Source organism: Scytonema sp. PRP1 (assembly GCF_036697665.2).
In the GTDB taxonomy this organism is placed as follows: domain Bacteria; phylum Cyanobacteriota; class Cyanobacteriia; order Cyanobacteriales; family Nostocaceae; genus Kalymmatonema; species Kalymmatonema gypsitolerans.
The window spans coordinates 135,796-149,007 of sequence record NZ_JBAHYJ020000123.1 but is presented as its reverse complement, the minus strand read 5'-3'; the positions used below and the strand labels follow the sequence as shown (position 1 = coordinate 149,007).

General features: G+C 44.2%; 11 protein-coding genes. 4 read left to right on the top strand and 7 right to left on the bottom strand.

Going from position 1 to position 13,212, the window contains the following annotated elements:
• Positions 1-79 precede the first annotated feature (79 nt).
• Positions 80-955 carry an SDR family oxidoreductase gene (locus V5G28_RS32915; RefSeq protein ID WP_332991632.1) on the top strand — a complete coding sequence of 292 codons (876 nt, stop codon included), beginning with the start codon at positions 80-82 and terminating at the stop codon, positions 953-955.
• A 105-nt stretch (positions 956-1,060) separates the two neighbouring features.
• Complete coding sequence (locus V5G28_RS32910; protein WP_332991629.1) at positions 1,061-1,276, top strand: hypothetical protein; 216 nt, start codon at positions 1,061-1,063, stop codon at positions 1,274-1,276.
• A gap of 117 nt (positions 1,277-1,393) precedes the next feature.
• On the opposite strand, the gene V5G28_RS32905 is transcribed toward V5G28_RS32910, so the two are convergent.
• The 4 genes from V5G28_RS32905 to V5G28_RS32890 all read right to left on the bottom strand — a co-directional run bounded on the left by V5G28_RS32905 (position 1,394) and on the right by V5G28_RS32890 (position 6,479).
• On the bottom strand, positions 1,394-1,693 hold the full coding sequence (locus tag V5G28_RS32905; protein ID WP_332991627.1) for a CU044_2847 family protein: 300 nt from the start codon (positions 1,691-1,693) through the stop codon (positions 1,394-1,396).
• A 189-nt stretch (positions 1,694-1,882) separates the two neighbouring features.
• Positions 1,883-2,734: an SWIM zinc finger family protein gene (locus V5G28_RS32900; protein ID WP_096565183.1), complete on the bottom strand. Its 852-nt coding sequence runs from the start codon at positions 2,732-2,734 to the stop codon at positions 1,883-1,885.
• Positions 2,731-3,219, bottom strand: coding sequence for a hypothetical protein (locus V5G28_RS32895; RefSeq protein ID WP_332991608.1), 489 nt, complete (start codon positions 3,217-3,219; stop codon positions 2,731-2,733). Before V5G28_RS32895 ends, V5G28_RS32900 begins: the two co-directional genes overlap by 4 nt.
• Positions 3,216-6,479: a DEAD/DEAH box helicase gene (locus V5G28_RS32890; RefSeq protein WP_332991606.1), complete on the bottom strand. Its 3,264-nt coding sequence runs from the start codon at positions 6,477-6,479 to the stop codon at positions 3,216-3,218. Before V5G28_RS32890 ends, V5G28_RS32895 begins: the two co-directional genes overlap by 4 nt.
• Positions 6,480-7,418: 939 nt before the next feature.
• Here V5G28_RS32890 and V5G28_RS32885 point away from each other — a divergent pair.
• Positions 7,419-9,575: a polyribonucleotide nucleotidyltransferase gene (locus V5G28_RS32885; protein WP_332991604.1), complete on the top strand. Its 2,157-nt coding sequence runs from the start codon at positions 7,419-7,421 to the stop codon at positions 9,573-9,575.
• Between the two features lie 297 nt (positions 9,576-9,872).
• On the top strand, positions 9,873-10,136 hold the full coding sequence (locus V5G28_RS32880) for a DUF3146 family protein (RefSeq protein WP_332991602.1): 264 nt from the start codon (positions 9,873-9,875) through the stop codon (positions 10,134-10,136).
• A gap of 78 nt (positions 10,137-10,214) precedes the next feature.
• On the opposite strand, the gene V5G28_RS32875 is transcribed toward V5G28_RS32880, so the two are convergent.
• The 3 genes from V5G28_RS32875 to ntcA form a co-directional block, all read right to left on the bottom strand.
• Entirely contained in the window at positions 10,215-10,670 is a 456-nt protein-coding gene (locus V5G28_RS32875; RefSeq protein WP_073633269.1) for a pre-16S rRNA-processing nuclease YqgF, read from the bottom strand.
• Between the two features lie 141 nt (positions 10,671-10,811).
• On the bottom strand, positions 10,812-12,302 hold the full coding sequence (locus V5G28_RS32870; protein ID WP_096565170.1) for a DUF3084 domain-containing protein: 1,491 nt from the start codon (positions 12,300-12,302) through the stop codon (positions 10,812-10,814).
• 215 nt (positions 12,303-12,517) lie between these two features.
• Positions 12,518-13,189, bottom strand: coding sequence for a global nitrogen regulator NtcA (gene ntcA, locus V5G28_RS32865; protein ID WP_041034146.1), 672 nt, complete (start codon positions 13,187-13,189; stop codon positions 12,518-12,520).
• Positions 13,190-13,212 lie beyond the last annotated feature (23 nt).

Here is a 13,212-nt window from a genome sequence, read left to right as displayed (position 1 = left end):
AACCACTTTTTAAACAACCTCTAAGATTTACTTCTTAAAATTGTTACTGTTACCCTTAGTCAAAGTATAGATTTTAAATATGAAAAAACTGTTAATTACTGGCGCAAGTGGTTTTTTAGGATGGCACATTTGCCAGATAGCAAAACAAGAATGGGAAGTTTATGGAACCTACTTTTCCCATTTTTTAGAAATTCCAGGCATAAAAATGCTGAAAGTGGATTTGACAAATTTTCAAGAACTGAAACAAATATTTGATGCTGTTGAACCAGCCGCGGTGATTCATACCGCCGCAATATCCCAACCAAATTTTTGTCAAACTCATCCGGATGAAACACACGCAATTAATGTGACAGCATCCTGCAATATCGCTGGACTTTGTGCGGATTCTTCTATTTCTTGCACTTTTACTTCAACCGACTTGGTTTTTGATGGCTTAAATGCTCCCTATCAAGAAACAGATCCTGTATGTCCTGTTAATATTTATGGTGAGCAAAAAGTCATGGCTGAGGAAGGTATGCTAAAGCGTTATCCCATGACTGCTATATGCCGTATGCCGTTAATGTTTGGCAAGGAAACACCCACAGCAACAAGCTTTATACAACCATTTATTCAAACTCTTAAACAGCGAAAAGAATTAAATTTATTTATAGATGAGTTTCGGACACCTGTCAGTGGAAAAAGTGCAGCAAAAGGGTTGTTATTAGCATTGGAAAAAGTGAACGGACTCATTCATTTAGGAGGAAAAGAGAGAATCTCGCGCTATGATTTTGGTCGTTTATTAGTTGAGGTTTTTCAACTTCCCTCCGACGGATTAAAAGCCTGCCGACAAAAAGATGTAAAAATGGCAGCACCTAGACCATCTGATGTTTCTTTAGATAGTTCCAAAGCTTTTTCTTTAGGTTATCATCCTCTATGTTTGCGAGAAGAATTAGAAGATTGCAGAATATTTCGTTAAACCATATCTTACACATCCCCGCCTAAAGGATTAGAGCCTTGAGGTAGCAACGCGCTCGCATTTGTTGAATACTTACTCTCCCAGTTTTCCAAAAGCCGTATTGCCTTGATTTGGGATGGAGCGAGCTATCATCGTTCGGTTGAATTTCCAGCATACCTAAATTCCGTAAATCAGGGTTTGGATGTTCAGGAGTGGAAAATTACTTGTATTCGCTTTGCCGCAAATGACCCAGAACAAAACCCGGTAGAAGATATTTGGTTGTACGCCAAAAAGTTTGTTACAGAGTTCTATCATCTGTGTAAATACGAGTGGTGCGGTTAAGAGATTATTTGAACTCATAACTCACCATCAAATCTTCGATTTCGCCAAAATGTTTATGTACGATTGATTTTCACGAATGATTTAGGATTGCTATAGATGTAGCGATACCAAATCCGATCACTCACCCCATTCTAAAGTAATCTCTATATTTGCCGTATTAGAACCCTTTACCAGTAAAGCTGTAAGTTTACCAGATTCAATGCCAATATCTACACCAAACTTTACTCTGGCTCTATCTGGCTTCACCTTGTGTAATGCTGACGCAATTTCTTTGGTCAACGATTCTATCGCGGTGGTGACTTCCTCAAAAGGTCGCGTTTGAAAATTGATTTTGCGATCGCCTATCTGTGTAGCTTCAACTCTGACACTTGTACCATCAGCAAGTTCTACTGCAATAATTTTGGTTTGGAGTTCCATGTGTGTTTGACTCGATTACTCTGCTTTTATAGCATTCCATCCTTAGTCATAAAAATCATCAAGAATACAAAAAACATACAAGCCGAAGTTCCACTTTGTTACGCAAACGCGAACCTAGGAGATAGCGAAGGTGAAAGAGAGAAGAAAGTAAATACCTCTTATTCTTCAATTTCTCTCATCCTCCTTCTCTTAACCACCTCCGACATTCATTGCTGCTAAAACAGCTTTCTGGCTAACATCTTTGTAAACTGTATCTAAATACTTCATCACCACATCAGCAGCAGTTAAAGAAGTTAAATTTTCCTCTTCTTTTGCTAAGGGAATTGACCCCAACACATCTAAAACTGTTTCGTTTGTTGATGGTACAATGACTACCAAAGAAGACTCCAATGGCTCATTATATTGCCAAAAAGAGTTCATTGTTACAGAAAATTGTTTCTCTGGTGTTGACTCTTGTACCTGAGATGGTTCATCTAGAGACGTTGCATCCAACGTGTTTACATTGCTAGCACTGCGTAACTGGCGTAAATCACTGATAATTTGCTCTTTTGTGCGTCCCCGTAATTGAAATAAAACAAATGGGTCTTCACTAAAGCGATCGCCTAACTGATAGTAAATTGCAGCAACATGTTTGCAGGGATTAGCCTTATCAGGACAAGAACATTTACTGTGAACATCAGACAAGGTAAAAGGAAATAGGGAAAGACCATTGCTAGTGAAAACGTCTTCCATATTTTGCGGCATTTCCCCTGCCAATAACTTTGCAGCAAAAATTGACTTTTGCGACATAGTTTCAATCACATAACCCCACTGTTCCTCGCTAAATGGGTCAAGGGACAGGGAAACTTTGTATGGTTCTGGATCCGAACCTTGCACCCTAGCCAAAACTTTTGCGCCTTTAAACTCGATGCTGAGGACATTTCCCTGACGTGAATAGTTTCGCCCACGTTCCAGACGTTTTTTAAAACGATAGGAATCTAACAAATCAAGCCACCGTTGTGACCACCATTCTCGACTCGCTTCAAGGGTGTAACTTGTCATTGTGTTTCCTCTTCTATAACTGCATAAAACCTCACCCCCCTACCCACCTCTTCGCCAGCAGAGAGGGGGACATTTACTCCCCCGCTTGCTTGCGACAATTCAGAAGCATTTCCTCGCCTGCTTACTTGCGACAATTCAGAAGCATTTCCTCGCCTGCTTGCTTGCGACAATTCAGAAGCATTTCCTTCCCCGCTTGCTTGCGACAAGTCAGAAGCATTTCCTTCCCCGCTTGCTTGCGACAAGTCAGAAACATTTCCTTCCCCGCTTGCTTGCGACAAGTCAGAAACATTTCCTCCCCTGCTTACTTGCGACAAGCCAGAAGCATTTCCTCGCCTGCTTGCTTGCGACAAGTTAGAAGCATTTCCTCGCCTGCTTGCTTGCGACAAGTTAGAAGCATTTCCTCGCCTGCTTGCTTGCGACAAGTCAGAAGCATTTCCTCCCCTCCTCGCTTGCGGGGAGGGGTAGGGGGTGGGGTTCCTAATCATTCTGCATCCTCGTCGATCACTGCACTACGGTCAAGTATTAACAAGTTGCGGAGTTGGTTTGTATCGAGTTCAGTCAACCAATTTTCGCCCGCACCGACAACTTGTTCAGCAAGTTGTTTCTTGCTTTCAATCATGTCGTGAATTTTTTCTTCCAAAGTGCCAGTGCAAACAAATTTATGGACTTGGACATTGCGGGTTTGACCAATCCGAAATACTCTATCTGTTGCTTGATTTTCGACTGCTGGGTTCCACCATCTATCAAAGTGAAAAACGTGATTTGCCCGTGTTAAATTCAGTCCAACACCACCCGCTTTCAGCGACAGAATCATAATTGGTGGTCCTTGGGGATCGTGTTGGAAACGGTCTACCATTTCCTCACGTTGTTTTTTCTGAGTACTCCCATATAAAAACAATGTTTCTCGCCCTATCTGTTTTTCCAGATATGGTTTTAGCAACTTACCCCACTCGGCAAACTGGGTGAAAATTAAAGCGCGATCGCCACCTGCGATCGCTGTCTCCAACATTTCTTCCAACCGTTGCAGTTTTCCAGAATGATGTTGTTCCAATGTGTCTTGCTTCAGATAATGCGATGGGTGATTGCAAATTTGTTTTAACTTTATCAATAAAGCTAAAATCATTCCCCGGCGTTGTAAACCTTCGGCTTCTTCAATTTCAGCCAGAGACTCTTCCACCACTTTTTGATAAAGTGCTGCTTGATCAGTAGTCAGACCACAAAATACAGTCATTTCTTGCTTTTCTGGCAAGTCTTGAATAATTTCGCGGTCACTTTTCAGGCGGCGCAGAATAAAAGGTTGAACTAATGAACGCAATTGATTTAACGAAGCTGCATCACCATACTTTTCAATTGGTATGGCAAACCGTCGCTGGAAAAATTGCCGATTTCCCAAATACCCTGGATTGAGAAAATCCAAAATAGACCAGAGTTCTTGGAGTCTATTTTCTACTGGTGTTCCTGTCAAGGCAATGCGAAATGTAGATTCTATTTGCCGTACTGCCTGGGACTGCTTTGCCTCCGGATTTTTCACATTTTGCGCTTCATCTAACACAATAACTTGCCAAGAAACGCCCTGCAATGACTTGACATCACGCTGAACTAGGGAGTAACTCGTGATGACTATATCATGCTTATTTGCTGCTTCCAAAAACGCCTTACCTTTGGCGCGTTTGTCACCGTGATATTGGAAAACTTTCAGTGTTGGAGCAAATTTTTTGACTTCCCGTTCCCAGTTTCCTAACACTGAAGTTGGGCAAACAAGCAAAGTTGGTTTTTCCAGTGTTTCCTGTTCTTTTAGGTGTAGAAGGAAGGCGATGAATTGAATCGTTTTTCCCAATCCCATGTCGTCCGCGAGACAAGCGCCCAAGCCCCAACGTTCCAAAAAGGCAAGCCACGCCACCCCACGTTCTTGATAAGGTCGCAACTGTCCCTGGAAACTGGCGGGTGTAGGCAGAGGTTCGACGGCTTTGTTGTTCGTTAACGTCGTGACTAATTCTTGCAATGCCCCAGACGCCTCAAAGCTGACCACGGGTAATTTTTCAATCGTCTGGGTATCCCCTGTACTGATGCGTAAAGCATCTTCCAAAGACAGCGCCATTTGGTCTTTACGAGAAGCAAAAAATGCTTGCGCTGTCTTGATGTCTTGAGGTCGCAATTCCACCCACTCGTTGTTAATTTCTACTAATGGGCTATTCAACGCCACCAGCTTGTCAAATTCTGCCTTGGAAAGAGTCTGCCCACCAATTGCTAATTCCCACTTAAAATTCAACAGGCTTTGCAAACCCAAGCGTTCTAGCTTTTTCTTCTGCGTTTGCGCTGTGACTTTTAAACCCAAACGGTTCGCCCATCCTTCACGGTTCGACAAACTGGCAGGCAAAACGACGCCTAAACCGCTATCTTCAAACCGCCACGCCACAGACTTGATAAACTCGTAAGCTTGAACTGGATTGAGACGGCAAGATTCAGGATATTGGGTTTCTAAGCTGAGTTGAATTGGTGGATACAATCGCGAAGCTAATCCCAAACCCCGCAAAAATGTCTCTTGCGGTTGTTCAATTGTGCGATTTTGATAAACCAATTTTTCCAGAGGATGCTTCCAAATCGTTGTCGCATTTACTAGAAAATTTGGGTCATCAGCCGCTTGGAGGAAATAAGCCAAAGTCCAATCTGTCTCGCCTGACTCCGGGGAACGTAGTACAAAACAGGTACGAAACTGGTTTTTCGCCTGCATTTGGTATTGCAAGGGCATAGTCCAAGCTTTCAGCGCCGCCTCCAGTCGTTCCACCCCAAACGGATCGCTGCTGAGTGTGTTTGACGCAGCCGTCAAAGAATGTAACCACTCTCGCACCGCAGACGGTAAAGACGCCATTACTCTGGGTTCTACCAAAGTTTGGGAACCCACCATCACTCGTACTTGGGCATCTATCGTACTGTGAAGAAATCCCAGCAGCAATTCTTGGGGTTCGGGCGGGAGGTTTATATGAGGGTATGAGGAGGATGTTGCTTCCTTATCTCCCTCATCTCGCCCACTTCCTTGGTAAGTCCGACAAGCCAGTGGCATCAATTGAGAAAATTTTTCCAGGCGAGTTCCATCTTGGGCGCTGTCTAGAAGTGCTTGCCATTTGGCGACGACGGAATTATTTAGTTGTCGTTGAATGACAGGCAAAAACTTACTACGGGAAATTAAATCTAAACTCCAGCGGGCAACCTGCACCCAAAAGCGTAAATCTCCCCCCAAAAAGGTATTTTCTCCGTTGGGGACATTCAGTGGTAGAGAAGTGAGAAATTTTATTGCCTCTTCAGGGTTGAGACAAAAACCTTCAATCAGCCACGGTTGCAGGTACTGTGGAGTTTCTTCTTCTAAACCTAATGCGGCAGAATGTGCTGGGAATATTGATGCTGCTTCCTCATAAGTATTCTCTAAAATATGAGTTGGTAAGGCAATGATTTGCGAGTGCGTTGGCAAACTTACTTCAGCAGCGCTGGGAGTTTTGGGTGTTTTGCGATTTCGTAGAGACGTTGCAGACAACTTCTCTACATCTTGTTTTTGCAGGCTTCTAGCGATTGAAATATTACGCGAACCCAGCCATTCAACTAATTCTAATGGTGTCATCGCCAATGGATGTGGCGGTATATGTGATGCACCCTTACTAGAATTTGTTCCAAGAGTTCGCCAAGTCTCCCCCCAAATAAATAAACAACTACCCTGATTTTGTGTTAACCAACTACCATGTAAAATTGCCATTTGACAACAACTTAGATTTTCGCTTTTTTAAGGTCTAGAATTCTTTTTTTGTTGCTGAACGTGAGATAAATTTTGTATCGCGTAAAGACGAGCCAGCGCTGCAGGAGGAGCCAGCACTGCAGGCGGGTTTCCCACGCCCAGGTGACTGGCGTTGGTTTCCAGCTGTCACGGCGACTGGTGAGTCCAGTCCTGTTGGCACAGCCTGCCCGCAGGGCTTAGGCGGGTCTCCCGCCGTAGGGAACTGGCGTTGGCGCAGCCTCTGGGGAGGAGATACCCGAAGGGCGTCGCAAAGATTGTATTTTTTAGATTTTTGCAGTGGTTTGTTTCATACCTAAATTTAGCAACGCTTTTCTTTTAATATCGCAAATTACTTGTTTTGGTAGATTTTCTATTCTTTAAAATTATTTATAGATATTTATAGACAAGTCTTTCATATAGATAACATTTAAAAAAACTGAATAAATATTAGTAAAGCTGATGAAGTGCAATACACAAGCCAAAAAATCTTGGATTTTTGTAGAGACGCGAAACTTGCTCGCTCGTCAGGAGACGCTGTTTGGACGTCTTCTCATTAGAGTAGAGCTTTGCAAACGTGTCTTTACATACCAGGTTAGTGTAGGCATATTTGCAACGCTGGTTTCATTGTACAACCTAGACTGCGTAGGCAAGGAATTAAGGAATTGCTGGGCATTGGCGATGTTTTTGAGAAACAATCTAGGGCTATGAGGAATAAGCCTACCGCGCCCGGTACGCCTGTAGGAAAATAAATTTTCCCTAGCCCCTTACTCGCTTGCCCTCTTATACCTGCCTCAAGAGGGTAGACTTAGGTGCGTAAGTTATAGTTGTTTATCTTTGTATGGAACTGACGTCAGCCATAGAGCATAAATGTTAGGATTGCCACAGAGAGAGAATAGCGTGCATAGAAGGAAAAAAAACTGAATGGGAGAATTTGAGAAGTCAATATCCTTTGACGGACGGGATATTCGACTGAAAGTTGGTCATCTAGCTCCCCAGGCTGGTGGCTCAGTGTTGATAGAATCTGGGGACACAGCAGTTTTAGTGACGGCTACGCGTTCAGATGCCAGAGAAGGCATTGATTTTCTTCCCTTAACAGTAGATTACGAAGAAAGACTGTATGCGGCAGGTAGAATTCCCGGAGGGATCATGCGGCGGGAAGGTCGTCCGCCAGAAAGAGCAATTCTTACCAGCCGTCTCATAGACCGTCCCCTGCGTCCTTTGTTCCCGTCGTGGTTGCGAGATGACTTGCAAGTCATTGCCTTGACGTTGTCGATGGATGAATTGGTACCACCTGATGTGCTAGCAGTGACTGGTGCTTCGATCGCCACTCTGATCGCTAAGATACCATTTAATGGACCAATGGCAGCAGTGCGTGTGGGTCTTGTGGGAGATGATTTTATCATTAACCCTACTTATGCAGAAATTGAAGCAGGAGACCTTGATCTGATAGTTGCTGGATCACCAGAAGGTGTGATCATGGTGGAAGCAGGAGCCAATCAACTGTCAGAAAGAGACATTATCGAAGCGATTGATTTTGGCTATGAAGCTGTACAGGACTTAATTAAGGCGCAGCAAGATTTGCTCGTAGAAATGGGTCTGGAAATTGTCGTGCAGGAGCCACCAGAGGTAGACCCGACGCTGGAAAATTATATCCGCGATCGCGCTGCCGAGGGAATTAAGAAAATTCTGTCGCAATTTGATCTGGACAAAACAGCACGAGATACAGCTTTAGATGCCATAAAGGATTCAATTCAAACAGCGATCGCCGAACTTCCAGAAGAAGACACCGTTCGCGTTGCCGCATCTGCAAACAGTAAGGCTGTTGGTAATACCTTCAAAGAACTTACCAAAAAGTTCATGCGCCGTCAAATCATCGAAGATAACGTTCGCGTTGACGGTCGCAAACTTGATGAAGTACGTCCCGTATCTTCTCAAGTGAGCGTCGTACCCAAGCGAGTCCACGGCAGTGGTTTATTTAACCGGGGACTGACTCAGGTGCTAACCGCTTGTACTCTCGGCACACCGGGAGATGCCCAAACATTAAATGATGACTTGCAACAGGATCAACACAAGCGCTACATGCACCATTACAACTTCCCACCGTTCTCCGTCGGGGAAACCAAACCCTTACGTGCGCCAGGACGACGGGAAATCGGTCACGGGGCGCTTGCAGAAAGAGCTTTATTACCTGTGCTACCGTCAAAAGAAGAATTTCCCTACGTCATTCGGGTAGTATCAGAAGTTCTTTCTTCCAATGGTTCTACCTCAATGGGTTCGGTGTGCGCTTCCACGCTGGCCTTGATGGATGCAGGCGTACCCATTTCCAAACCTGTCAGCGGTGCTGCAATGGGTTTGATTAAGGAAGGCGACGAAGTTCGAGTCCTAACTGATATTCAGGGGATCGAAGACTTTTTGGGTGACATGGACTTCAAAGTCGCTGGGACGGATAAAGGGATTACCGCCCTGCAAATGGATATGAAAATTCCAGGCTTGCCTTTGGATATTATCTCCCAAGCCGTCCACCAAGCTAAAGAAGCACGGTTGCATATTCTGGAGAAAATGCTCCAGACAATTGCTCAACCGCGTGAGGAAATGTCACCTTATGCGCCACGTCTGTTGACCATTAAGATTGATTCAGACATGATTGGTCTGGTCATTGGACCAGGTGGTAAGACGATTAAGGGCATCACTGAGGAAACAGGTGCAAAAATTGACATCGAAGACGATGGAACGGTGACGATTTCTGCCGTGGATGAAAGCAAGGCGAAAAAAGCGCGTAACATCATCCAAGGCATGACACGAAAGCTCAACGAAGGTGATGTCTACGTAGGTCGGGTGACGCGAATCATACCGATTGGTGCGTTTGTGGAATTTTTACCTGGCAAAGAAGGGATGATCCACATTTCGCAACTTGCTGACTATCGTGTTGGCAAAGTTGAGGATGAAGTCGCAGTCGGTGATGAAGTGATTGTCAAAGTCCGCGAAATTGACAACAAAGGCAGGATTAATCTCACCCGCCTAGGTATTCATCCAGAACAGGCGGCTGCAGCGCGAGAAGCTGCGGCTGTGAATCGGTAATCTCTAAATCAGGATTTAGATTTACCGATTGTGGATGAATCGCAAATCTAAAATCTAGATAGCCGCACGAGTGAACTTGCGGCTAAATTGCAAATCCAAAATCTTGACAGCCGCACGAGTGAACTTGCGGCTACATGGATCAAGCCCGCTTGCGCGGGCTTTAGAATTTCTCATATATCTTACCCGTAGGAGTGTCAAGCGAACACCCAAATACTCCCATTGGTCTATTTGAGGTATTTTGAGGAAATGTAAAGCTATAAAAAGTTAGCTTTCATTTTAAACTTGACACACAGCATTGTGAGTGCTAAACGTTTACCAGAAACTACCGCCCATGTGAGGATTACCCGTCAATCCTGGCAACAGGGCTTTCTTGAAGGTGAAGTCAGAGCAGGTGACTTTGAATGGCAGTTCCAATGGCATTTCCGCCAGGGAGAACTGTCTGTCAAGCCTTCTCAAGGGCGAGCTTTAATCAAAGAACCTCTCGGTCGCTTTTTAGAGCAACGAGACTACCAGCTTGAACCGGGAGGAGACTATGCTTTTACTATTCGAGCAGAACTGTAAGAAATAAGATAGAAGACACAACAGAGAAGACAGAATGGTTGCTTGAGTCTTCTTTCTTCACTTTTCCCTGTTGTTTCTTCACTCTTGATTCCTAACTACTGATTCAGTTAAACGATTGAGGTATCTTTCAATTAACAGGATGGCTACAATGTCATCTATTGGTCGTGGTGGTTGCCGAAAGCCCTGTGGTATCAGCTTGGCCAATCCTTTAGGAGGATACATTTGCCAGTAGCGATCGCGTGCCTCTAAGCTAGTGTAGCGCTCATCCACTAAAATAACGTTCAGCGGATCTGTTAATTGGTCATACAGTTGCTGTTTCCAGCGTTTTGCCGTGGTTTGGTCACCCATCACCAGTAAGGAAATGGGAAATTTTTGACGCAGCGACACAATAGCGGCGATCGCCTCGCTTGCCGATACGACTTGGTGATGGTACAGTTGTCTATCCAGTCCCATCACTGCTAAACCACACTTATCACGACCTGGGTCGAAGCCCAAGATAGCTGGTTGAGTTGGCAAGAATTCACGCAAAGTCATAATAAAAAGTTAAAAGTCAAAAGTCAAAAGTCAATAGCTTTTGAACTATAAACTTTTGACTAGAAATTATTAAAAATTAACAATTAGCAACATAGCTCAATCACATTCGTACTTAAGCATTTTTCATTTATCCTTAGTTTTTTAAGTGCTAAAAATAATCTGTCCGTTTTGGATTGCCACTAGTTTAACTTTCAATGGTCCTGCTGTATATGTGTCCTCAGCGGCAATAGCCTTGATATCTATTGGCTGGTTGTACTGTCTCAACTGGGCGATAAAGCGAATGAAAGTTCCATCAATTTGAATACTTTCTAAAATCCCAGCGTTACGGGCACGAAATTGCGAAGCAGAAATGAGCTGTTCCAGCCGTTGCCGTAGTTGATAGGATGTCATGGTGTTGGGATCTGCGCTCGTGGTTGCTATGACCTCACCTCCGGTAAAAACCACTTGATTGCGCGCTGCATCAGCAAAAAATCCAATCTGCTTCTCTCCTTTAACATAATTACCTGCAGAAAAAATTCGCACTACGTATTCTCGACCATCATTAATCTGCTTGCTCAATTGCTCTACCTGCTCTTGTGTCACTTGGAGCGGCTGCGAATTTGTCGGATTCGTCCCAGGCTCAGTTAATTCGATGCTAGCGTTTCGGTTAGCTTCTTGTAAAAGTTGAATGATTGCCTGACGTGCTGCTACAGGCTGCTCGACACGAACAACGCCTCCGGCAAGAACTTGACCACGAAATAGTGCTAGTTTCCCTAAACGCAGGTCACGGTAAGACTGGTAGTATTTTTCCAGCCTTGCCACTTCCTGTTCTAGAGAGTATTGTTGTCTTTCCAATTCTTGGAGGCGAGATTCCCGTTGAGTAATCACTTGCTCTCGGGCTGCAATTTCTGCATTGCGTTTTTGAATGAGTTGATCCAGTGCGGTGATTTTTTTATCACGTTCTTCAATAGCTTGCTGTCGGTTGGCTAGTTCGCGATCGCGTTTGCCAATCGCTGTTTTGGCTTGCTCAATTGCTTTTTTCGCTTCCGCATAAAGTCGTTGACGTTCTACTTTTCTTTGTTCTATTTCCACCAACAGCTTTTTTTTCTCGTCAGCAACGCTTTGAAGTTCCCCTATGGCTTGTTTATAGCGACTGACTGCTTGATTAAGCTGGTTTTGTGTGCCTTGAAGTTGAGCTTGAGTCTGAGCTTGTTGGCTTATGGTACGGTTCAGTTGAGCTTGTGTTGCCTGTTGTTTGGCGTTTGCTTCCTGCAAGGACTGATTCGTCTGCTGCAAGCGTTCTTCTTGAGCCTTTTGTTCTTTTCGAGCTTGCTCTAGCTCTCCTTTAGTGTCTTCTAGCTGTTTTGCTGTTGTGTTCAGTTGTTCGCGTCTGCGCCTGAGGTCTTTTTGAATATCCTCTAGCTCGAACACTCCTGTGCGCAAACCATCGTCAATAGCAAATAAAATTGCTAGGGTAGATGCCGAGATCAAAGTTCCTGTCAAAATCGTTACCAGTACTGCGGTGTTTTTAGGACGCAGCTTGAACAGTGAGAGCCGCGCTTTGCCAACTCTTGTGCCAATGCGATCGCCTACGGTGGCAATCACGCCTCCCACAATTAAAATTGCCAAAATTAGGATGTACCCGGTGGTCATCTTCAGCTACCGACGAAATCCTTCCAGATACAGCCTACTACTTCCAGTCATTATCTGTGGGAAATTGGGAAAAAGGCAAGCATTGAGTTCACTCAATTTTCACCTATCCTTATTCCAATCCAAGAAAGGTCTGAGTTTTGAGCCCTAAGTTTTGAGTTCTTTTTTCTGACTTTTTTATCTTACTCATAACTCAGGACTCCGAACTCAAAACTTTTTTAGGTGAATTGCCGACTTAAGGTAACAGGCTTATGAACAGTAATCTTTTTCTTGTGTATGGAAATCATCTTTTTCTCGCGCAAGTCACCTAGTAACCTAGTGACGGTAACGCGGGTTGAACCAATGGCTTCAGCGATCGCTTGATGAGATAGCTTCAGATCAACTGTGATTCCATCTGCACAAGGAACGCCAAAATCACGACAAAGAATTAACAAAAAACTCACCAACCTAGAACCCATATCTCTGTGAGCGAGTGTTTCTATCATCATTTCTGTCTGTAAAATCCGCGAAGATAATCCTCGCAGCATTAACATTGACAATTCTGGGTTTTCCTTTAGCGCTTGTTCCACCTGTTCAATTGGTGCTGACAGCAATTCTACAGATGTAAAAGCAACCGCATGGTAAAACCTATCTGACTTGTTTCCTGTCAGCAAGGACAAGACGCCGAAAACACTATTTTCCCGCAGCAGTGCTACGGTTATTTCTTCTCCTGCTTCATACACCCTGGAGAGTTTAACGGCACCTTTTAATAGAAAATACACTCGTTCGGCAGGATCGCCGGGGAAAAAGATGGTTTTATTGCGTTCAAATGTTTCCACAACCGGCGGAAACGCTCCGGTTGCCATCTGACGAAAAACATTTGCTAGGGCTTTATCTTGTGTCACTATCATCTCCCTTCCCCTACCCAATGCCG

Bases quoted from the DNA above. Each gene is read 5' to 3' on its own strand.
- V5G28_RS32905 (WP_332991627.1), bottom strand. From the start codon at position 1,693: ATGGAACTCCAAACCAAAATTATTGCAGTAGAACTTGCTGATGGTACA.
- V5G28_RS32890 (WP_332991606.1), bottom strand. From the start codon at position 6,479: ATGGCAATTTTACATGGTAGTTGGTTAACACAAAATCAGGGTAGTTGT.
- V5G28_RS32870 (WP_096565170.1), bottom strand. From the start codon at position 12,302: ATGACCACCGGGTACATCCTAATTTTGGCAATTTTAATTGTGGGAGGC.
- V5G28_RS32895 (WP_332991608.1), bottom strand. From the start codon at position 3,219: ATGATTAGGAACCCCACCCCCTACCCCTCCCCGCAAGCGAGGAGGGGA.
- V5G28_RS32915 (WP_332991632.1), top strand. From the start codon at position 80: ATGAAAAAACTGTTAATTACTGGCGCAAGTGGTTTTTTAGGATGGCAC.
- V5G28_RS32885 (WP_332991604.1), top strand. From the start codon at position 7,419: ATGGGAGAATTTGAGAAGTCAATATCCTTTGACGGACGGGATATTCGA.
- V5G28_RS32900 (WP_096565183.1), bottom strand. From the start codon at position 2,734: ATGACAAGTTACACCCTTGAAGCGAGTCGAGAATGGTGGTCACAACGG.
- ntcA (WP_041034146.1), bottom strand. From the start codon at position 13,189: ATGATAGTGACACAAGATAAAGCCCTAGCAAATGTTTTTCGTCAGATG.
- V5G28_RS32875 (WP_073633269.1), bottom strand. From the start codon at position 10,670: ATGACTTTGCGTGAATTCTTGCCAACTCAACCAGCTATCTTGGGCTTC.